General features: G+C 34.5%; 23 protein-coding genes. 10 read left to right on the plus strand and 13 right to left on the minus strand.

The features are described from left to right. Positions 1-1851, minus strand: a 1851-nt coding sequence (locus SVZ03_00635; protein MDY6932709.1) for a fibronectin type III domain-containing protein, incomplete at its 3' end; no start/stop codon positions are given. A gap of 651 nt (positions 1852-2502) precedes the next feature. Here SVZ03_00635 and SVZ03_00640 point away from each other — a divergent pair. The 3 genes from SVZ03_00640 to SVZ03_00650 are packed head-to-tail and all read left to right on the plus strand — an operon-like array spanning position 2503 to position 5370. Continuing rightward, positions 2503-3039 (plus strand): O-acetyl-ADP-ribose deacetylase, encoded by a 537-nt coding sequence (locus SVZ03_00640; GenBank protein ID MDY6932710.1) that lies wholly within the window; start codon positions 2503-2505, stop codon positions 3037-3039. Continuing rightward, positions 3026-3868, plus strand: coding sequence for an orotidine-5'-phosphate decarboxylase (gene pyrF, locus SVZ03_00645; protein ID MDY6932711.1), 843 nt, complete (start codon positions 3026-3028; stop codon positions 3866-3868). The genes SVZ03_00640 and pyrF overlap by 14 nt, the downstream gene beginning before the upstream one ends. A 41-nt stretch (positions 3869-3909) precedes the next feature. Further along, positions 3910-5370: a hypothetical protein gene (locus tag SVZ03_00650; protein ID MDY6932712.1), complete on the plus strand. Its 1461-nt coding sequence runs from the start codon at positions 3910-3912 to the stop codon at positions 5368-5370. On the opposite strand, the gene SVZ03_00655 is transcribed toward SVZ03_00650, so the two are convergent. Next, on the minus strand, positions 5351-5731 hold the full coding sequence (locus SVZ03_00655) for a transcriptional coactivator p15/PC4 family protein (protein ID MDY6932713.1): 381 nt from the start codon (positions 5729-5731) through the stop codon (positions 5351-5353). The genes SVZ03_00650 and SVZ03_00655 overlap by 20 nt on opposite strands. Before the next feature lie 240 nt (positions 5732-5971). Here SVZ03_00655 and SVZ03_00660 point away from each other — a divergent pair, with 240 nt between their 5' ends. Next, positions 5972-6334 carry a hypothetical protein gene (locus SVZ03_00660; protein MDY6932714.1) on the plus strand — a complete coding sequence of 121 codons (363 nt, stop codon included), beginning with the start codon at positions 5972-5974 and terminating at the stop codon, positions 6332-6334. A 21-nt stretch (positions 6335-6355) separates the two neighbouring features. Then, positions 6356-7105, plus strand: coding sequence for a hypothetical protein (locus tag SVZ03_00665; GenBank protein ID MDY6932715.1), 750 nt, complete (start codon positions 6356-6358; stop codon positions 7103-7105). A gap of 99 nt (positions 7106-7204) precedes the next feature. Here SVZ03_00665 and SVZ03_00670 read toward each other — a convergent pair whose 3' ends face one another. The 8 genes from SVZ03_00670 to SVZ03_00705 all read right to left on the minus strand — a co-directional run bounded on the left by SVZ03_00670 (position 7205) and on the right by SVZ03_00705 (position 16230). Continuing rightward, entirely contained in the window at positions 7205-7534 is a 330-nt protein-coding gene (locus tag SVZ03_00670) for a hypothetical protein (protein MDY6932716.1), read from the minus strand. A 177-nt stretch (positions 7535-7711) separates the two neighbouring features. Then, positions 7712-8248: a hypothetical protein gene (locus tag SVZ03_00675; protein MDY6932717.1), complete on the minus strand. Its 537-nt coding sequence runs from the start codon at positions 8246-8248 to the stop codon at positions 7712-7714. A 596-nt stretch (positions 8249-8844) separates the two neighbouring features. Next, complete coding sequence (locus SVZ03_00680; protein MDY6932718.1) at positions 8845-10332, minus strand: metallophosphoesterase; 1488 nt, start codon at positions 10330-10332, stop codon at positions 8845-8847. A gap of 145 nt (positions 10333-10477) precedes the next feature. Further along, positions 10478-10963, minus strand: a complete 486-nt coding sequence (locus SVZ03_00685; GenBank protein MDY6932719.1) for a peptidylprolyl isomerase — start codon at positions 10961-10963, stop codon at positions 10478-10480. Positions 10964-11107: 144 nt separating this feature from the next. Continuing rightward, positions 11108-12268, minus strand: a complete 1161-nt coding sequence (locus SVZ03_00690) for a hypothetical protein (protein MDY6932720.1) — start codon at positions 12266-12268, stop codon at positions 11108-11110. Positions 12269-12270: 2 nt separating this feature from the next. After that, positions 12271-13758, minus strand: coding sequence for a TRAP transporter substrate-binding protein DctP (gene dctP, locus SVZ03_00695; GenBank protein ID MDY6932721.1), 1488 nt, complete (start codon positions 13756-13758; stop codon positions 12271-12273). Positions 13759-13975: 217 nt separating this feature from the next. Then, complete coding sequence (locus SVZ03_00700; GenBank protein ID MDY6932722.1) at positions 13976-15256, minus strand: dihydroorotase; 1281 nt, start codon at positions 15254-15256, stop codon at positions 13976-13978. Between the two features lie 26 nt (positions 15257-15282). Further along, positions 15283-16230: an aspartate carbamoyltransferase catalytic subunit gene (locus tag SVZ03_00705; protein MDY6932723.1), complete on the minus strand. Its 948-nt coding sequence runs from the start codon at positions 16228-16230 to the stop codon at positions 15283-15285. Positions 16231-16496: 266 nt separating this feature from the next. Here SVZ03_00705 and SVZ03_00710 point away from each other — a divergent pair, with 266 nt between their 5' ends. From SVZ03_00710 to merB, 3 genes are all read left to right on the plus strand, one after another. After that, the gene (locus SVZ03_00710) at positions 16497-17144 is read left to right on the plus strand and encodes an HAD-IB family hydrolase (GenBank protein MDY6932724.1); all 648 of its coding nucleotides are present in this window, start codon (positions 16497-16499) and stop codon (positions 17142-17144) included. 135 nt (positions 17145-17279) lie between these two features. Then, positions 17280-17948: a hypothetical protein gene (locus SVZ03_00715; protein MDY6932725.1), complete on the plus strand. Its 669-nt coding sequence runs from the start codon at positions 17280-17282 to the stop codon at positions 17946-17948. An 18-nt stretch (positions 17949-17966) separates the two neighbouring features. Beyond that, entirely contained in the window at positions 17967-18809 is an 843-nt protein-coding gene (gene merB / locus SVZ03_00720; protein MDY6932726.1) for an organomercurial lyase, read from the plus strand. 54 nt (positions 18810-18863) lie between these two features. Here merB and SVZ03_00725 read toward each other — a convergent pair whose 3' ends face one another. Then, positions 18864-19763: a hypothetical protein gene (locus tag SVZ03_00725; protein ID MDY6932727.1), complete on the minus strand. Its 900-nt coding sequence runs from the start codon at positions 19761-19763 to the stop codon at positions 18864-18866. Positions 19764-20530: 767 nt separating this feature from the next. On the opposite strand from SVZ03_00725, the gene SVZ03_00730 reads away from it, so the two are divergent. Next, positions 20531-21073, plus strand: coding sequence for a flavin reductase family protein (locus SVZ03_00730; GenBank protein ID MDY6932728.1), 543 nt, complete (start codon positions 20531-20533; stop codon positions 21071-21073). A 12-nt stretch (positions 21074-21085) separates the two neighbouring features. After that, positions 21086-21289, plus strand: a complete 204-nt coding sequence (locus SVZ03_00735) for a DUF6485 family protein (protein ID MDY6932729.1) — start codon at positions 21086-21088, stop codon at positions 21287-21289. Between the two features lie 213 nt (positions 21290-21502). Here SVZ03_00735 and SVZ03_00740 read toward each other — a convergent pair whose 3' ends face one another. Next, positions 21503-22423 (minus strand): peptidoglycan DD-metalloendopeptidase family protein, encoded by a 921-nt coding sequence (locus SVZ03_00740; GenBank protein MDY6932730.1) that lies wholly within the window; start codon positions 22421-22423, stop codon positions 21503-21505. Between the two features lie 190 nt (positions 22424-22613). Then, positions 22614-23033 (minus strand): nickel-responsive transcriptional regulator NikR, encoded by a 420-nt coding sequence (nikR, locus tag SVZ03_00745; protein ID MDY6932731.1) that lies wholly within the window; start codon positions 23031-23033, stop codon positions 22614-22616. Between the last annotated feature and the right edge of the window lie 55 nt (positions 23034-23088).

The raw sequence follows: 23088 nt of genomic DNA on the forward strand, positions 1-23088 counted from the left end.
TGGACATGGTCCAATTTCTATTGGAAGCATTGAGGATGTAATAATATCTTCATAATCCCCAAGCATATTAATGACCCTATATTCCCCGGGATCACATGGAATTTCCACAGTAATAGGGCCTTCCACGTTCCATGCAACAATTACAGTGGTATCTCCAGAGACATCTGTATTTGGATCATAAATATATGCGTAATATCCCTCTGAATCAGAAAGATCATTATCTCCATAACCTCCGTCATTTACCACTTCGATGAGTTTCGGCTTAGGCATAATAGTTATCATATTCTGTACTGCATATGTCTGCTCCCACCATGAACAGTCTTCATTATTAAAGAATCCGCCATTGAAGTTATCTGCATCATTTACAAACATAACATGAACACGCTCAACTCCAAGGCGCATTGCAGTCAAATACAATCGTGTGACATATGCTGCCTGCTGGCGCTCTGTTACAGGATAAGGCTTAACATCTGCAGCGAACGCGCCAACATCACGATGCCATCCGACTTCGGTATACCATACAGGTTTATCAGTATTGCCAAAACTCTCCATACTTTCTCTTATCTCCGCATAAGAGTTTACAAGCGAATATTGATAGGACTCAAGTAAATGTTCCGTATCAGGGCCCACATCATGAGTGTATGGATGAGTGGATAGAATATCGTAATAATTTGCATGACCTCCATGCTCCACTAACTTTTCATGTACTAATTGAACAAAAGATTTCTTCCATCCCACGCCATCATTAAATGCATTTTCTGCGCTCACACCGCAAGATGAAATGCCAACAACTTTGACATCATTCCACTCTGGATTAGCTCTGATGTGATCGTATGATGCGATCAATAATCTTGCATATAAATCCGCCTTTCCCTCCTTATCCAAGGCATCCCAATGTTCAGCGCCTAACAGATAATGCAGGTTCGGCTCATTCCATATTTCCCAATATATTACAGGTTTATATTTATCTCCACCTGGCTGAAATTCAGGATCAGGATTATCAACAAAGAAAGATCCCATAGGCCCATATCTACCTATCCTATCATCAATAAGATCAAGAAAGTCGTTTATAAATTCATTGTCAAGATCCACATCAGGAATTATTCCATAATCCCCTCTATAAGTATGCACCAAATTACCGAATAAAGTAAACATCGGTTCAACATTATAAATTATTAGATATTCCATCTCCTCATCATCTAAATCCCTAATCCCAGCGACACGGATAGTCCTCCAGCCAACCTGACTTATTTCATCATACCAATGCCACCAGGCGCCCCAACTGCTCGACCATGTATATAATCCATATACCGGAATATCTTGGGCAGGTTTATTTAATATTTCCTGTAAGGAAGGATAGTGTTGCAGGATATTAGTATCTGTAGAGCCGTATTCCTTTTCCATGTCTGTAAACTGATCGAAGTTCCAACCAGGTATCATGGTTTTGCAACTAACCTGATTAGAATAATCTGAATTTCCTATTGAGTTATATGCTCTTATACGGTAAAAATATTCTTTATTAACCTCCAATCCATAATCATTGAATGAAATTTCATCAGATGAAACTGTATGTATAATCTCATAAACACCAGCGTTACCTCCTTCTTCAGGTGCTCGCTCTATGCTGAATCCATCCTCATTGTCAGAGGTATCTATCCAGGATAGAGCAATCTCATTCGATGAAACTGAGGATAAGCTAAGAGCACTTGGAGGATCAGGAATTAAAATATTACCCCCTGGCTCCTCTACATTATTACAGCTCCATCCTGCAAGTGAAATACAGAGGAATAGAATACAAATTGGCATAAGGGAATTCTTGGAGAAAACAAAACCATTTGCAGTTATACCCATGAACTCTATCCTCCACATAATGAATAATGAAGAATTTATGAGTTGACAAAATAGTCCTTACAAACCATATAGATACTTAATTTACATATCCTTATGTCACTCAGTAAACCCCTGAACCCTAGCCTAAAGTTGCAAATTTAGTTAATAACTATATATCTTGAAATTGTTGAAACTTACAAAATGCAAATCTTTTGAAAATAATACAATCTAATGCGAAAGTCAAATAAATAGTTGATTTTTTTGAAAAATATTCTCAACATCCTCATATAAATGATGGGAGGGATTATTCATACATATGCTTAATCTTTAGGGATCGCCTACAATTAATAATAATCATTAACATATACCCCATTGTTATTAAGCACTTACTAAAAATTTACGAATCAGATGTTAAAAATATTTAAAAAAATTACAGCAGATATAAATATCAATTTATGTCAATATTAGTCAATAACCATCTGCATTAATTGCTGGCATGAAAGACTCCATAGGAGTGATAAGGAGATTCATTTTTTAGCTAACAGCATATGGGGCAATTTTATAAAATCTATCAAGCTTGTATGACACTCGTCCTTTCAAAAATGAGTTCAAGTTACGAACTGCTGCATAAATTCTATTTTAACTGGCATAGTAAAAATAATAGAGGCAATAATGAAGGATATTCTAAATTATATAAAGATTAAGCAAGGTGACATAACTGAAGAGAATACTGATGCAATCGTTAATGCGGCTAACACAAGCCTTCTCGGAGGAGGTGGAGTAGATGGGGCAATTCATAGAGCTGCCGGCCCACAATTACTTGAGGAATGTCGAGGGTTTGGAGAATGCAGACCTGGAGAGGCAAGGATTACAAAAGGTTATAAACTCAAAGCCAAGCATGTTATTCATACCCCTGGGCCAATCTATAAAGGTGGCAGGAGCAGAGAGAGGGAAACTCTTGAACACTCCTATTTCAACTCAATGAAACTCGCCAAAGAGTACAACCTTAAATCCATTGCATTTCCAGCAATATCAACTGGTGTTTATAGCTACCCCAAGGAGGAGGCATGCGAAGTGGCCATAACCACAGTGATCAATTTTATAAGAGATGAAGACTATGTAATGGATGTAAATTTTGTTTTATTTGATAAATCGAATTTCGATCTATATAATAATTACATCAATAGACTAAATAATGAATTATCTTGAACTCCTGAAATTTTCATCAAACAAATTTAACAGCATCATATCTCTTGGCCTTGATCCAATATTAGAGGATATCCCTATCAGTTCAGGGACAATTAAAAAGAGGATTGTATCATTCTTTGAGTCGATTCTAAACAGGATGACAACCAAAGGGGTTTATCCTGCAGCAGTTAAACCCAATTATGCCTTTTATGCTCAGTATGGAATAGAGGGTATAGAGGCACTTCTATCAATAATAGCTATCTTCAAATCCCAGGGTTTCCCTGTAATACTCGATGTAAAGAGAGGCGACATTGGGAAAACATCTGTGGCTTATTCCAAAGAGGCTTTTGATTTTTTCAAGGCCGATGCTCTAACCATCTCTCCATTCATGGGCCATGACTCCATATACCCCTTTATACAAAATCATCCGGATAAGGGCTACTACATTCTTAATAAGACCTCAAACAAAGGGTCAGAGGATTTCCAAGACCTTTCCATAGATGGAATCCCCTTGTATATTTATATTTCCAAAAAAATAATCGAATGGCATCAACCTGGTATTGGGGCAGTAGTGGGAGCAACATATCCTGACAAACTAGAGCTAATCATAGACACCTTTATACATTCAGCCAAGGCCATACCACTCCTCATACCTGGAGTTGGTTCTCAAGGGGGAGATGTAAAGATGACACTTAGAGCGATTAAAAGACTTCCTGATGTCAAAATTCATAGAATAAATTCATCAAGCAGCATTACATACGCTTATAAAAAATACCAAGGATTACACTTCTCAGAAGCAGCTGTTTGTGCTCTTGAAGCACTAAACGAGGAGATTCACAAATATATTTAGGTTATCTAAATATTATTAACTAATTCTCTCCATAAACTAAGATGATATTTAATCTATCCTCCAGAATAATAATAAATATCCTCTTCCCAGACATTAATAAATTATTCCAAAGGCAGTATGCTAATCCAAGGATTGCGTTTTCCCCCATAATGAACCATCATAATATTGAATATAGCATAACCAGCAGTATAAAAATAAGGGATGAAGGCAAGAGCTTCACTATTTACGTATTAACCGATAATTTTTCTCCTAACGCAATCAAACTTCTAAACGAGCATATAGAATCCAAACTCTATGAGATAGAGATTGTTTTAAATATATTATTCAAAAATAAATATAAAATAGGAATGCTCCTACAAGAATTGAATGCAAACGATCAATATAGAGAAGCTTACAAAAGGATTGATCTATCAATTATTGCGAAGGATATTGAACGGTGCATATCGATAATCATTCCTGTTAAATTTTTCAGACTCTTTTCAAGGAGAATAAAATGCGACTCAGATTCAGAACTTATTGAGAGAGAGATAATAGATTTTTTTTTGAATCCAATCAATATCCTTCCAAACCTAAAATCCATCCTTGATACCTTTAACGATATAGAATTGCAAAGGTTGCTATTTCAACTTCAGAATAAAAAGCTCATAACTACCTATCAGATATGTCTTATCAACCTCTCCTTCCCTAATCATTCACTTCGTATAAAGAGAAATCTATCCACAAATACTATAAGTGATGTTAAAACAATGATGAAAAGACTGAGATCATCCAATTTAATAAATAAAAGGGATCTTGTAGAGGGTATATATTCCATTGAAGAAGCTATTTATATGTTGTTAAAGGGGGATGAGGATTTCAGCTATTCAAAATTCCTACAAGAGACTCAGAGGAGATTAAAAATACTATCCAATGCAAAAATCCTCTATTCAAAGGACCTCTATCATTGGATAGAGGTTATGAGGGACTCAAAATTACTCTATCAGACCATATCAATGACAAAAGAAATAGATATTGTGCAATCAATCTCCGAAAAACCCGATCTCTACGCTAATATCCTGCAGGGTTCAATATCTAAGAGAAGAATGGAAGAGATCGTATCTCTCGCTAAGAATAAGAGTATATCCTTCTCAGAAAGAATATACTCGCAATCAAATTTCGTATCCACTTATAGAAGATTACAGATAAGGAGGATGAATCACGGATATAAAAGCTTTAATTATATACTCTCAAAAATAGTGGAACCTAAGGATTTCAATCATCTCATCCTAGGTGTGGGATGGTTTATCCTATCAACAGCCCTGAAGAAGACCAAGAAAAGGAACATGCTTCCACTGCTTAAGAGTATTCCCCTGCCTGCAAGATATCTAATAGAAGACATACATCAAGGCATAGTAAATCCAAATATTATCCATGACGAGATTCAGATAAACAGGGCAAGAGAAATATGTGTAAAAGAGATAATTTCACTACACCAGGATGGAATTATTCATCTATCTGATTAGCATCACCCCCAGTATCTTTTATATATTGACCAATCCTATCAATTCCATCCCTCAATTCATCATATTGTGATAGGCTAACTGTTATGCCCTTCTGTGTGGGATTGTAAACAATATTGCCATCATTATCTATCGCCTGATACCATATCCTTATGTTAATCAACTCCTTCCCCTTAAATTCCGATACCTCAATTCTGATTATCTCTCTATTGTTCTTTTGAATGTCCTTGATGATCGCGCTCATAAAAAAGGTCCTTTTCATTATTATGATATATGTAACCAGATCAATACTATTGAAAAGAATTTCAAGGATATTTTCTTTACTGATAGGATTTATTAATTTCTTAAGGAAAATACTTGCCAACTCTCCAAGTACAGGTTATTCTAATATCCATAAAAGTAAAAAATCTTCTACTTAATGACTTCAATAAGTCTTAATAACATTTGAATACTTTCAAAATTGTTGAATTTTCACATATTATATATGTAAATGATTGACTGAAGTTATAGCGTGTAACAATGTTAACATATTGTGACTCTCCTTTCAATCATAAACAAAAGTGGGAGTTACCATTAGATAAATAATTATTGTGGAGGAAAATCTATGAAAAGAAAATCTCTAATTTCACTCTTGCTGATCACGTCATTACTCTTTTTAACATTTTGTGGAGATGATGATACGACTGAATTGGCCTGGATAAATGAATCTGATGGAGCAATAAATGAAATAATATGGGCAAATTATGATGCGCTATGGGTAAAGGCAGGTGGATATAATCCAGAGGAGACAACCGAATCAAAAGAGATCAACCAATTCGCAGGCGATGTAGCATGTAATATATACGATGATGATGCTGGAGACTTTATTGAAGCGAATGTCACAATAGGTGAGACTACTTCAAGCGCACTTGTTCTTTCTGAAGGTGAGTCTTACGTTTATACGATTACAGCTCAGCCAACCAAATAACCGATATAATACATTGGATAAATGAGAAAGGCAGTAGTAATGCTTAATAGAAATAATATCTTCGTTTCTCTTTTCTTGATTATTTGCATTTTAATATCATCCCATATTCAAGCAGAGAAAAAAAAATATAGATGGATAAAAATATCTGGCAAATGGGAAATTAGAAGGGATTTTAAAGAATCCTTTCTCATAGAGACCAAGGCTAAGACAAGGATGTGGGGGAATAGTGAGTTAATTAACCATAACTCAATAATCTCAACTAAACCTGTTAAAGACTACACCTCTATAAGATTATCAATAGAGATACTGAATCCTATTAGTAGTCCAGTTGAGGATATGATTTTCTTCTCTGCAAAAAATTTAAAAGAGTTTTATGCCTTTAAGTTTTCAGGTGATGAGAATAGAATAAATAGAATTACTTTTATTAACTCAAAGATCAAAGATACTAGGAAGAGGCGCACAGAAAAATGGAATTTCATAATTACAGAACTCGTATCCAAGAACCATACAATAAAGTATAATACAGTATACAGGATTGAAATAAGATTACAAGAAGAGGATGTGAGTCTATTGATAAATGAAGATTATATAATCACGACATATGCACCTGATATACTGAATGAGGGAAAGATTGGATTCAGCAATAGAAATGCGATGCTTCGAATATCTGACGTGAAGGTCTTAAAAGGTGAAGAAATTATTTTCAAAGACGATTTCTCCCAAGATGCAATTAGAAGATATAAAGCAACTGTAAAGAGGACTAAAAAATAATTTTCTATTATATCATCTACAAATACCCAGCTCCATCTTTATGAAGTGTTCCAAATGCCTCTATCTGCCACAAAATTACATTTGACGTCAATCAGTGACTTATTCAATCTTTTCGAATCTACACTGTCTATCCTGATAAAGAAGAAATGCCTGATTATCTTGAAAGTCAAAATGTATAGGGGAACTGCCAATATGAGCAGAAATTCTGTTTCCTTCAATATCGCCTACAATTTCAAATTCCACAACATCCTGTCGAAGAAGAATTATAGTATATTTCCCACCGCCAAGGTCTTTAATAATTAAAAATTCCTGACAATCACCCTCGAGTAGCTTATACTTACCGCCTATATTCTTACTGCATGTAAGAATGGATAATGCAAATAAAAAAACAAAAGATAAAAACAGAATATATTGAAACCCTCTTTTCATAAAGTTCCCTAATTTGTGCATTTTCCTAAGTAAGATACACCTTCATTCACACAATGACAGTGTTGACAGTATATACGATTGAGAGGTTGCAACCAATCCTGCCACAGGAAGGAATTCAAACACTCCCATGGGAATCACAAATAATGATTAAAAATAGATAATTATTTAAAGAAGCAATTACCTATTATCTCTCTCCTTTATCACTGTAACCATCTGTTTAAATAACCCATAAAAATCCTTCAACTCATCTTTACTTCGCAGTGATCTCAGAGAAGGATACTCTCCCTTAATGATGTCTTTTATGTACATTGACATTAGATATATTGGACCAGAAATTCTGTGCGTTATTCGTATCAACAGAATGTAAAGGATGCCCCCTTGAGCAAACGCAAAGATGATAATTGAAAACATAAGTATTTTATTATATTGAGTGATCTTTCTTAAAATTACATCATTACTACTGTGATTGAGCGCAATATTTTCTAAAACATTTTTATATTCCCTATTCTCGATCAGCGATATACGAGAGTTTAAAAATTCAGCTATATTATTTTGAATATGTAGGATATTATCGATCTTATTATTATTATAAACCATTATAAAAACAATAGCTGAAATTACTAATGCTGTTAGTATTGTCACAACACCAATAATCATAAAAGCTGTTTTAAATTGAAGCTTTTTATCAACAAGATATTGTTTCCTTCGTGACATTAATTGTATTCCTATATACTATTTTCTTTCATTCCCATTGACAACTAATGTTATGAATAATTATTCTAAACCTACAGCTCAATGTCGTAAATTGATATTCACTATCTCAAAAACAGATAGGCCTTGAAAAACTATTATTCCCAATAGGATTTATTCCTCAATTGATACTGTTTTTTATAATAATAAAATTATAATCCATCTTGTCAAAGACAAGCAAAATCGTAATGCATCGATATTAGTGGAACATTTGATAATATATATTAAGTATATTTTGCCACTTTGTCAAGACAGATATTTAGCTATGATAATATGTTAAAAGAATTCATCATACAGCATCATTCCTGTAAGAGCATTTGTAGATATCAATTTTATAATTTTGTGGGATTAGTTGATGGTATAGAAATATTATCCATCACTCTAGGATTGGATTAATAATAATCAATCTCATACTATTCCTTGTGAACTATTATAAATTCACCTATTACTTAAGGACTATGAGTATAGATTAGATCATCCGATGATATTCATATGATTATAAGGCACAATACTATGAATAGAGATCTATCAATAACTGGGCAAACAAAAAATTGATATTTTTATCTCCTCCCAAAGAGATTCCTTAAAAATGCATAAATTAATCCCCATGCTGAATCATCATTACCACTAGGCTGCACTGATGATTCATCGCTATTTTGGGAGAGGTTGTTTGAAATATTCTCAGCAATGGATGATGAGATATTAAATTCTAGGTCCACATCCCTGTCTTCAACCCTACCAATGTGTGTGTCAATATCGGACTGTGGATCTCCCATTGATTGATTAAGTGAATCACTATAACCATGCTGAAACATTCGACAGGATAATATACCAGTACCATCGCCATTGTCCCATATTGCGATGCGTCTCCACTCCTGAGGATATTCGATAATTGAAGATGTGCTGATTCCCCAATAATAACCGTAGGGACTTTCCTCTTTTACAATATGGTTATTATGGTTATGCCCATAGATGTGAGCAATAACATTATCATAAGAGCAAAGACAACTTCTCAGTTCATTAGGAGTAACATTACCAATAGGGCTCAAAAATGAATCAGGACCATGATGAGAGAAAATGAGACAAAGCTTGTGAGAATTATTCTCTATCTCCCCCTTCATCCATTCAAACTGGTCCCTATTGAGGGTGCCTTCCGCTATGCCCCCTACAACCTCTTGAGATTGTGTCTTTAGCCACTTTAGAAAAGTTATCAAAATATATTTAATTATTAATTCCCTGCCAAGTGAATCTTCTAATCTTATAAGCCGACCAATTAAGCTTCTATTTCTCGACATGAACCTATCAATTAATCCTTCTACCCAATTATCATTGTTGGTATTCAACACAATACAGTGTACATAATCATTGGGATCAAAGCTGTAGTAACCATCCATATTCTCCGGCATCATGTCAAATCCATAATTAAAAAGTAATTCTATCACCTCTTCCTGAGTGGTTATCTCAAATCCATAGGTCTCTTTCATGTTTTTATGAATTGCTTCCATTAACTTCGCAGGGAAGTTGCCAACAATCATGGTATCGTGATTCCCAATCGCGGCATACCATGGTATATCAACTTCAATACCCTGGGGATTAACCGGAGTCATAATATCCCTATCAACAAGTTCAAGATAATCATCCGACATAATGTTTCCATTTAGAACATCCATAAACCATTGAAATTCATTTTGCATCGCGTTGTCTACCATGTCTCCAGTGGATATCATAAAATCAAAAGTCTCTTCTGCATGTTGTTGATTTATGGAACGTATTACCGCATCCAATGCGGTAGCGCTCATATGTTGTTGAGGTCTCCAGGCTGCATCTAATCCTGGGATATCATCAAGCACCTCAACACGCAAGGGATTTGTTCCATCTGTTATATGAACATCAGTAATATGGACAAAATCCAGTAGTTTTAGTTCATTCTCAGTCGAATTTGACAGCATCCTCGATAATGCATATATTGGTCTTGTGGCTGCAAAGACTAGTCCAATGGCTCCAGCTCTTGTTAAAAAATCTCTTCTGTTTAACATATACCTTTTCATATTACTACTCCTGATTTTTTTTACAACATCTTAATCTACAATAAAGCGATGCAGGCTGAAAATCTCCTTAAAAATGTTGTAATGGATTACCTCAATTAAGAGGATTAGTAAACATGAACCTTAATAATACCTGTAACGAGTAGGATTAATCCTCTATTATTTCAACTCGTTCCATCTTATCTCCTTGGTGGATTGAATCAACCACATCCTGACCACTTATCACCCTACCGAATACTGTATGTTTACCATTCAAATGAGGTTGTGGGGAATGAGTAATAAAAAATTGGCTCCCATTAGTATTAGGGCCAGCATTCGCCATTGAGATCACCCCTTTCTCATGTGTTAGAGGATTCCCTTCTATCTCATCTTCAAAACTATACCCGGCCCCTCCCCTTCCAGTGCCTGTAGGATCTCCTCCCTGAATCATAAAATTGCTTATCACCCGATGAAAGGTTACGTTATCATAGAACCCCTCTCTGACTAAGAATATAAAATTGTTAACTGTTTTGGGGGCGTGCTGTGAATATAATTCCAATTCTATATTACCCCTGTTGGTCTCGATTGTAACCTTGTACACTTTATTTGTATCAATTAGCATCTCAGGCGCACTATCCCATTGCTGTATATTCATTAATGATTCCTCCTCGATATAGTTTTTGTTATTTAATAATTATTCATTTACATAAATAATTTATATACAAAATTTAAATATTAAATGTATAATAACCGAATACAATTATCCGTTTCATTTGTATTATTCAAAATAGTATAGCATCTATATTCTATAGCCTATGCCCATATAGATGACTGAAAAACTCATCCTGTCATCAGATAATATTGTCTTATGCGAAACGCCGATTATAGTCTGAATATGATTTATAGTCAGGTTCATGAATATTGTTAGATTGACATAGGGATCTATTGTTTCTCTATATGATTCAGGAGTCGCAAAAGTGGAATCGTCCGAGTCGTTATTATCATCATTAAGGCTATTGAGCAATGGAACCAAAAATTCTGATTCTGATACTCCCATCCCTGCTGAAAAGGCGAGGTCAAAAAAGGCTGCTAACCTGTAGAGATACACAAAATTTAGTGTAATTCCTGTAACATCTAAATAGGAATACTCTGTATAAGTATAATATGATTCTTCAGTGTTAGTAGAGAAATAATCAAAATGAAATGATATAGCAACATCTCTCATTATTGCGTTATCTTGGAAGAGATTAATATTATTTAGTTCATAAAAGACATAAGCTGTAACCATATCTCCTTTTTTATATTCATCCTCCCATTTCCCAAGCATATCTACCAATCCATAGCTGAGACCGAATGTTATACCCATTATGCTATTATAGAAAGAGAGGAAGGGAGACCTGGCAACCCTCTTCTTGGATCTTTTCTTTGCTTTCTGGGCTTTCTGGGTGGATGACCTTTGCATCTCATAATTAATCTTTCTAGTTATTTCGTCTATTATATTCTGTAATATAGCGCCAATTCTATCGCTGCACTCCTTAATATCAGTAATCTTTTGAGTAGCCACATCGAATATCTGAGTCTTTATATAAATATTTTTTTCCTTAACATAATAAGAGCCAGAAATGATGAAGTTTGCATTTAGCTCCTTCCCCCTCTTTGAAAGGAATCGTATATAACTCTCAAATATTTCTGTTGATGATGATTCGTCAATATAGGCAAGAGATACTGATAGGGTTTCTATTCTGTATAGATTTATCTTTTCTAGTTCAGTTTTGATTGAATTTGGAATTATATATGAATAATATCTGTAAAGATTAACATTGCTACGATCTTTGAAACGATAAATTATCACCTTCTCCTTGTTGCTTTTATTATTAAATGCATTCGCTTCCTCTAAATTGAAAAAAATAGATGCTATTATGATTGCTACTGTCTTGACAAATATGCAAACACTTTTCATATCTATAACAACTCCTTACCCCAATCCCTTATCCATCCCCATTCATCATACCCATCAGGATATATCCCATCCTTCCACCATTTATCAGTCAATTTCTTGGCTTTTTTTAATCTATCATATTCTTCCCTGTATTTCAGTATATCCTCCAGAAACCATTTTGGGTAGGTATCTTTTTTATCAGCGAGTTTATTATAAAGTGGAACAACTTTATCCTTAACCTTTTCAATCTCTTCTGTCGGGAACGGAATAAGTTTATAAGTGCCTGAACTGAGAAGGCTGCGCCTTGCCTCTGCATCTTTTTTCCGAAGGGATGGACGCATCAATTCTTTTGTTTCCTTGTTTAGTGACAATAATACTGTCCTAACGATTTTTACAGCATCCTTTCTTGAGATATCAAGTAATGGTCCTATGTTGTCAAAAATCTTTATTATCGAGTATAGCATACTATTGTCAAAAAGGGATATCGCTCCGCTATAGCCATCCAAGGGATAGTCAGTAACGTACTTATAATATGGGGTAATCTGAAGTAGAATATGCCAATACCAGGAGCACATTGCTGAATTGATCATACCTGTCGCTGAATTTGTAGTTATGTCCCAAACCCTGCTTACTATTACCTTCTTGAATCCAAGTGCATTTTTAATTTCTGAGCCTATCCTCGCTCCTGGGAATAGGGGATAAACAAGCTTACCCAAATCCTCAGCCCTACTCACTGGTACATCTTTGCTAGATATTGCTGACCAACCGCCACCATCAAGAAGACCAGCAAGCTCAAATCCCCTTTTGTTTAAAAATTTATGAATAGCTGGACTCACTTTACCCCAGATCCAATCAATTCCACAGAACTTCAACTCTTCCCAATATAGTTTTGGTTCATAGTCATATATGAATGGGAAATCGAACACACATAACTCGGGACATATCATCTGTCCCATGATGGTCTGCCCCCCAGCCCATTGAAGTTCACCTAGCTTAATTTTTCTGATAAAATCAGGCTCATCGCCTATAATTCCTCCTGGATAATATATTATCTTCATACGAACTTTCTTTGTAATCCTGGTAATTGCTTTATACAAAGCTGGAAAAACCTTATATACAGCAATATCATATTGTGGGGTTCCCTTTGGAGGTGTCCCAGCCCCCTTGACGATTATCTCCATTACAGGATTTTTATCCAGGATAAGATCCTTGAGATAATCCTTCTGCTTTGACTTTAGCTTCATCGCCTTAATCATATTATCAATATTATTTCTATTATTTGCGATTAGACTCTTTGCATCTCTACCCTGCTTTCTAGTTTTTAGGATCTTTACCCAAAGTGGTCTATATTTCTGTGGCATATTAATTTTCTTGTAGGCGTTTAATTCTGAAAAGGTGAATGTGTAAACCTTGCTTTTTTGGGCTGGCAGAGATGATATAAGTAGAGATAAGAGTATTACAATTATGAAGCATACTGATGAAACAGCAATGAATAATCTTTTTCCCCGCATGAATAACTCCTCCCTAAAAATTGACAATATTGTATTTCACATTCCCCAATCTAATATGTATATGTAATTGATAAATGAGTGAGAAAAAACTTTGTCCTTAATTCACAGGTTAAATTGTGAACAAAGTGTAAAGTTTGGTCAAGGTATTTTCAATTTATTATTTTTGGGGATAAATAAAAAAGCAGTAATATAAAATAGAAAATTATAAAAATGTAATTCAAGAGGTATTCCTGTACACGATCTTCCCATTACAGATGGTGTACTCAACAGATCCATATAGTTGTTCCCCGATAAAAGGAGTATTTTTACACTTCGATATTAAGAAGGATTCATTTATTGTAACCCTCTTCTCAGGATCAATGATTGTTATGTCCGCTGCCCCTCCTTCCTGCAATATTCCTCTTTCGATTTGAAGTACCCTAGCTGGATTGATAGTCACCTTACTGAATGCATCGATATAAGAAAATGCATGTTCTTTAATTAGTCTAGTAACGATCAATGGTACCGCGGTCTCAAGCCCAATGATGCCAAATGGGGCATGTTCAATCTCCTGCATCTTCTCATTCTTAAGATGAGGTGCATGATCGGTTGCTATTACATCAATTACGCCACTTCTTAATCCATCGATAATTGCCATCCTGTCCGCTCCTGTGCGTAGTGGTGGATTCATCTTTGCCATGGAAAGGTGAGTAATTATTGCATCATCAGTAAGCGAAAAATAATGCGGCGATGTTTCGCAGGTAACTGTTACACCCTCTTCCTTTGCCCTTCTTATTATTTCCACTGATCCACCTGAGGAGACATGCGCCACATGAAGTTTACCCTTGGATAATCTTGTTAGGATAACATCCCTAACAATCATAACCTCCTCTGACTCTTTGGGCATGCCCTTGAGACCAAGGAGAATAGAGTTATATCCTTCATTAATAATTCCATCTTCTGATAAGGTAAGATCTTCTGAGTGAGTTATGATAGGGGCATCAACCATTCGTGAATATTCTAATGCCCTTCTCATTAGAATGGAACTCATAATTGGCATACCATCATCTGAGAATGCGACAGCACCTGCCTTGAACAGTTCAGCCATTTCAGTAATCTCTTCTCCCTTGGAACCCTTTGATATATTGGCAATTGGGTATACATTAATCGGACCCTGTTCAGCCTCAAGTTTAATAAAACGGACAAGAGCCTCATTATCAATCACTGGATTTGTATTTGGCATTGTGCATACTGAGGTGAAACCACCCTTAGCGGCTACACGAGACCCACCAATAATTGTCTCTTTATCCTCTCTGCCTGGTTCTCTAAAGTGAACATGCATGTCAATGAGTCCTGGCAGGACAATACAATTGGATGCATCAATTATCTGAATTTTTCCCTCTTCGGAAATATTTTTGTGTATCTTTTTTATTATTCCTTTTTCTATTAATACATCTAGCTCTTCATCCAATTCAGAGGCTGGATCTATTAATCTGCCACTTTTAATTAAAATTCTCATAACATATTCTTTGGAAGGGATTGAATTCAATCATCCTCGATCTCCTCAAGCGGTCTTCCGCCTGCCAACAAATAAAAAATAGACATCCTTATGGCCACACCATTTGTAACCTGTTCGTTTATAATTGAATTTGGGCTGTCAGCTACCATATCGTCAATTTCGATTCCCCTATTAATGGGACCAGGATGCATTACAATGATGTCATCTCTGCATCTCTTGAGTCGATCGGCTGTTAATGCGAACTGTCTGTGATACTCCCTCAGTGATGGGATGAGAGAGCCCCTCTGTCTTTCCCTCTGTATCCTTAGCATATTTACAACATCCAATTCAGGTAAGATCTCATCTAATTTATAGTTGATGTCTACACCATATATTCGAAACTCATCGGGAACTAGCGTAGGTGGTCCGCATAGTGTAACCCTTGCCCCTAGCTTTTTAAACACTTCTATATCAGATCTTGCTACACGTGAATGTTTAACATCCCCTATAATGCCTATATGAAGACCGTCAAGATTCCCTCTCCTCTCAAGAATGGAATAGGCATCAAGGAGAGCCTGTGTGGGATGGGCATGAAAACCATCACCCGCATTTATTACAGAGGCCTTTGTGTTCATAGATAAGAAATGAGGAGCCAAGGAAGCCTCATGCCGCATTACTATATAATCCGCATTCATCGCCTCAAGCGTGTGAACAGTATCAATTAGAGATTCTCCCTTTACTACACTAGAAGAAGATACAGTCACATTTATTATATCTGCGGATAACCTCTTTGCGGCAAGTTCAAAGCTTATTTTTGTTCTTGTGGATGGTTCATAGAATAAAAAACAAACGGTCTTTCCTCGAAGAACTGGAACAGTCTTTATTGAGCGAGTAAAGAGATTTTTAAAATACCCTGCTGATTCACAGATAAGCCTAACCTCTTCAGCGCTAACTGAGTGTATATCCAAGAGGTCTTTTGCCTTTAGCTCGCTCATTTAGGAGGGTAATAATACAACTTATATGAAATTTGATATTTAATTAATTAATGCAAAAATATTACTTGTCAACTAAAATTTGTTAATAATATATTTGCAACCATCATAGGTTATGATTTTTTATTCAACCATTATCAGCAAGGCTTGATGAAAGGGAAAGAAAAAATCTGTCGAGATGAATCTATCCTAATTAAAATTTGAAGATTGGGGATTAGAATTAAAATATTGACCTGTCCATAAATAATGATAACGTTAAGGCATGAAGGATGAGGAGTACTGTCGCTTTTTTTGATATTGATAACACAATCTTGGATACAAGTAGCGGGAAACTCATAATTAAATATAGTTATCAAAATGGCCTTATTCCTCATTCAAAATATATAGTCAACATGCTGATCGCCTTTCTTCATGGAACCGGATTGTTGAATACTGAATATGTTATAAATAAATGGGCGATGAAATCCAAGGGTTTACCTGAGAAGATGTTAATTGATTATTCTAAAGGGTGTTTTAATGATGTTATAATCCACCATATTAGGGGAAGTGCTATTGAAGAGATCAATAGCCTTCAGAATGTGAGAACGGTTTTATTATCCGCTTCATTATCCTATGTTTGTTATCCCATAGGGGAATATCTTAAAATTGATGATATTCTCTGCACAGAATTGGATGCTCAGGATGGTTTGCTAACAGGAAGGCTAATGGGCAAATACTGTTATGGTAGGGAAAAACTCAACAGGGTAGAAGAGTTTTGCAAAACCAATGGATTTACATTAGATGATTCATCCTATTATGCTGATTCATTTGCTGACATCTATGTATTAGAGCGTGTTGGAACTCCGATATGCGTCACTCCAGATAAGAGACTTAGAAGAGAAGCATTGAAACGGGGATGGAAGATATATGATTGGTAATAAATCTTTGAAGGGTTATTATGAGGATAATTATTCCAAAACAGAGAAAGGAGTAAGTGAATAAATCCTCATCCCTGCCTTCAGGTTAGATGATAAGCTATCTTCTGGCGATATATAAAGTAGGGGATACTAATTATGAATCGAAGTAGTAAGAAGAAATTAAAAGTATTAGTAGTCTACTTTTCCCGCACAGGCAACACAGAGCGTCTTGCAAAATCTATTGGAAGTCAGTTGAAAAAACGCGGTTGTGATGTAGCGTTTGATGAAATAAAGCCTGCGGTTCTTTATTCATGGATCAGGGAGGTATCAAGGGACTTCCCAAGATATCCTGCTATTGGACTAGCACTTTTTATCCCCTTTTGGCGAAGGTTCTTTCTACGTCATTATCATCAGGTTGAGGAGGATATCCAGCCTATGGAATACCCAAATATATCCGAATTTGATCGAATCTGCGTGGGTGGTCCTAAATGGGCAATCTTCTCCTATCCTGTGGCGAGGTATCTACAGACAGTTCGAGGAATAATGAACAAAAGGATAGGAATTTTTGCCACCTTTGGCGGTCCTCCGCTAAAAGTGTTTGAAGTTGAGTTATTGGATCGACCTATGACAGCATTGATAAATAGACTGGGTTCAGAGGTAATTGCAAGGGTGTTTATAAGCAGTGGATATCATGAGGCTGGCATAATGCCTATCTTTAGAATAGTCAGCCGTATGCGTTTTTCCCAGCCCATTGAAAATTTTATGCTTGGTAGTGAATACGCTAATGAGGGTATTAAGACTTTTTGTGACGACCTGATGAAATGACTAAAGGAGGTTATCATAATGGCAGATTATAGTGATACTACTAAACGAATAAAGAAGTTGATATTTGATACAGTAATCGAGACCGGATTTGCTCCTAAGGTTGATGAAATTGTTAATGAGATGAAAGTTTCAGAAGATGAGATCAGGAGCAGCCTTCATGATTTAGAGGGAGGGATAATTATTGCCTTGCAGAATGAAAATCATGCAAAGATAAAGACCTTCATGGGTGAAAAACTACCTAAAGATGCAGTACTTCCGGAGATAGGGGAAATATTTTATGCTCGACCATTTTCGAACTTCAAGAACCATCATCGAGTTTATGTGGATGATGAACAAAAGTGGTATGCTGAATGTTCACTTGAAGCGACTTCCCTTTCAAATTTTTTTCCCGGCAAGGAGGTAGTAGTACAATCAGTATGCGCTCACAAAAAGGAGAAGGTTGAGCTAATTCAAAGGGATGGCATACTAATAGATTACAAACCAAAGGGCTTATTGATACACGCTGGATTACCATTAAGAAAATGGTTGTCAGAAGGAGATCTGATAGCCCCATGCGATAACAATCGCTTCTTCAGTTCAAGGGAATCCTATTTCGAGTGGAAGAGGAAGCATGAAGATATAAAGAGTTGTTTAATGCATCCCATTGAAGCCAATCGTTTGATACGAGTCATCGCTTATGGAAGAACTAGATTTGATTATCGAATGTATTTATCATTAAGAAAATTTATTCTTCAGTATCCAACTATGGGGATTACAACCAAGTATATTTTTCCAAAACCCTATTGGTTACCTGGACCAGGATTAATTAAAAACTTCATTAAACATAAATATAAACCATTCATTGAGTTCAGGTTATGGTGAGCGGAGTTGCGAGGAATGTTATATTGTTTGTATGACAGATAGGGTTTTAAAAGCCTATAGATTTTGCAATAGCTTGTTTCCAAAATCAGTAAGCTCTACTGCAACAGGTTCGTTTAACTCCCCATCTAAGTATCTCAATATGCCGAAATGCTTAAGCCAAGTGAAGAAATAAAAGTCTATAAATGATATAAGGTATAGATCGTTAATTCTGCCAAATCCTGTTAGTTCAAAAAAAATATTTGCTATTTTATCTATCCTGAAGCTACTGGTTTGTCTAATCATTAAATTGGCAAGGACATTTCGATGCTCCCTCAATTCATTTGCAACATCAGGCGCAGAAGTAAATATCTCTTCCCATTTGACAATATTCCAGAAGGAAGAAAATAACAATGAGAACATTGAATTACATGAAGTGAAATAATTTTCAACTATAGCAATGTCATCAACATAATGTAAAAGCTCGCTGCGCTTCATGATTATTACCATTTGCTTGAGATAAATTTCAATAAGATCAGTATCATCTATCCCTTGAAAAATATCTAACTCAATTGATATGTCTCTGCAGTAGTCATAAAAATCATTCCCAAAACGATTTTCACTTGTCATGAAGAGATTGTTATTGATAAGCTTAATCAATAATGTTGCTAATCTAATTACATCGATATTTCGTATATAGGCTTCATAAAGGTCTATATTATATACTGAATCCGCAAGATATAAATTATCAGAATACCAATTCTTATTTAATAGTGTGTTATAATATGCTGATTGATTCTGATTATCAGGTAGAAATTTGTTGGAGTAACTGTGTTTCTTGGTGTCATAAATTTTTGTAAAACTTTTTTCTATCTCTCTTCTAATTGATACTTGTGAATACTCTTTAAGCAAGATTGAATTTTTCTGATTGTCTAATTTATAATCTGATTGAACTTTATTACGAAAGTAATTTCTCATTCTTTATATACTCCCTAGAATATTAAATAATGAGCTGAACTCATATAAAAGGCGAATATTAAAAAGATTATTAATCATGTCAAATAACATTTTACTGTATGTAATATATTAATTATTAATAACTTTATATCTTGTAGTGTCATGATATTGTTTAACACTGATTTAATAGTTAGGATATAATGGCATGCATCTAATATTAAATATTATATATGCCATCATATTAATTATATTTGTGGGAAACAGAATATTATGGATTCATTTTTATCTTGAGTGGAATATCATCCTATTATAGATATTAAGTCAATGATATTTCTATAAAAAAATTGATCATGGTATAAAAAATAAGTCGTTTTGAACAATGAAATAATTTACTAGTTAAAATAATAATTCATTTCTATGAAATTACTGTAACTACTGAATTAGTCAATAGTTAAATATTTGAATATTAAAAATTATAAAAATGAATTGCAATTATAATCTTGAATAGAGTCGTTTTTAGAAATGATTATTCAATAATATTGCCATAATTATTAATTTTTTTCACATTTATAGAATTAATTATAATAAAATAGAATCCTTCAATATCAAAACAAATATAAAATTTTCAATAAAAATTATTGCACTATTTCATTTAGTTTTAAATAAGGTATTCAAATCTCATAGCTTGAACCGATATAGCATCGGCTAGTATTTTATAAATGACAAATGTAGATAATATTTTATTTTTTATACTTATGATTATCGGTGTATATTAATGGTGAATAAAAATGGAGAAAATTGATATCCCTGTTAGTGAGTCTCATAGAATCATCAATGCCGGTTCTGTCATACTTATTACAGCCACAACAGCAAATTTATCTACAATCACCACTGTGGCTTGGCATATGCCAGTAAGCGGATCACCGAAATTGTTAGGTCTATCACTCGGTTTTGAAAGATTTTCTTTAAAGATAATAGAAGAATCAAAATCATTTTGCATAAATCTTCCAGAATTATCTATGCTTAATGAGGTAATCTATTGTGGTACTCATTCAGGTAGAGATGTTGACAAGTTAGCAAAGACGGGACTAACTTCAAGTAAGTGCAAAATAATAGATGCATACTATATTGAAGAATGTGTTGGTCATATTGAGTGTTTGGTTTATAAGATGTATGACTCAGGTGACCATAAAGTGGTTATTGGCAAAGTAATTGCATCCTATGTAAACAAAAATCTCTTTAATGATAATGGAGTAATTGATATTAGTAGAGTTAAGTTAATTCATCACCTTGGTGGTTCTCAATTTGGGATCCTGAGTCCAAATGATTAAAAGGAGTAGAAGATGGAATGTAATAAGGAAAAGAATCATAAAATGTGTAATTGTACTTATGAGCCTTGCTCAAAGAAGGGTCTATGCTGTGAGTGTGTTTCATACCACCTTAGATCGCGAGAGCTTCCAGCATGTTTCTTCCCAAAGCAGGCTGAAAAAACCTATGACAGATCCTTTGAGCATTTTACTAAGTTAGTCAGTTCAGGGGAAATATGAAACATTGTATAGTATTTATAACAAAAATTTATGTTAAGTACTTTAAATTACTGTTCTGACACGTAAAAGGCATCGTTTCAAATAAAGGCTTCGGTACAGTGATTGGTTCTATGCGAATAACCAGTATAAAGGTACAGAGAAAAGACCTGTATCAAGCTATGCATTCCTAACTTGAATCCTTAAGCTAATCCAACTGAAAGCTAAAAATTGATTTTATCCCCTTTTAGGAAGATAGTGTAATGGGTTTAAGGATTTTCCTCTGTAATCAATTTGAAAATGCAGTTTGTTATTGTTAATTCTGCCAATAATTTTACCAGATCTGATTTTCTCATCTTCTTCCACAACTATTTTTTTTAGGTTTGCATATATTGTGAAATAATTATCAGCATGTCTAATAACTACGTACCTTCCAAACCCTCTCATTCTCCCAATTTTATTGACCTTCCCTGAAGCTGAAGAGATTACTTGTGCATCAGGTCTCCCTGTTATTATTATTCCAATCGATTTTACACCATCAATACCATCTCTTCTAACGGTAAATATATTCTTCAAAGGCCAACTAAATTGATGCTTCTTCTTAGCATATTTTTTTTTGTTGCTTCCCTCACCACTGCCATTAACTGGTATTTTTAGGAATGCACCAGCTTTGATAATGTTTTCATTAATATTGTTTATTCTGCATATCTCTTCAATAGGTATATGGTATTTTTTTGAAATTCTATAAAGTGTATCGCCCTTTTTAATCTTATATAATATCTCTTTATTTTTTCTTCTTTTCGTGCTTTTAAACTTATTATCCTTATTATATGAATAAAAATTTGAATATTTTTTATTTTTATATTTAGTTTGATTTCTATTATAAACTCTCCTGATGATATAATCAGAACCTTGATCCTTGACTTCTTTCCTTCTATATCCATTAATAGGTACATCTTCAATACAAATATTGTCTGCATTATCCCATCTAAAACTCTGACTTTCAAAACGATCTTTGTTGTTTTGGTAAGCGGATCTCTTATTATATGGATTATTAACTTTATAGATTGATTTATGTGGAGCGCAATTAACACAGTATAAGAGGAATAATATTATTATATATTTTTTTTTCACTTCCCTGTGTAATTCAATAAGCATTATTATATTTCCAGAAAATAATCCTTTTATTTATAATACATATCTCAAATCTTACTAATTAATATGCAATGGCCATTCATCAAAAAAACTGATTATGCGGATTTGTAATAAATTATAACATTATAAATATTTTTGTAAAGAATTATCCCAATCTTGTTATCGGAAGTCAATCCTTAATTATTTAGAATATTTATGACAAATGTTCTCCTGTAGTTGTAATGGTCAACTTACCATGCCTTACATTTTTAACCGAAATCAAGTGATCAGCAATATCTTTAACAATTTTGGCCTTGCCCTTAATTAGCAATACTTCAAGACAGTTATGTTTATCAAGATGAACATGAAGTGTAGATACAATATTTTGATAGCAATTATGCTGAATATCATTAAGTCTATCTGATAATTCTCTCACCTCATGACTATAAATGAGGACAAGTATTCCCATAATTTCTTTCTCAGGATCTGATATTTCGTCCTTTATTAGCATCTCTCGAATCAGGTCTCTAATAGCTTCGGATCTGTTGACATACCCCTTTTCAGTTATAAGGTTATCAAAATGTTGAAGCATTTTTTCATCAATTGAAACACCAAATCGTATTATATTATTCATCAGAGAAATCCTCCTGTTATTATGAGGTGTTTTATACATTTAAATACTATAAGGA

Source organism: Spirochaetota bacterium (assembly GCA_034190085.1).
In the GTDB taxonomy this organism is placed as follows: domain Bacteria; phylum Spirochaetota; class UBA4802; order UBA4802; family JAFGDQ01; genus JAXHTS01.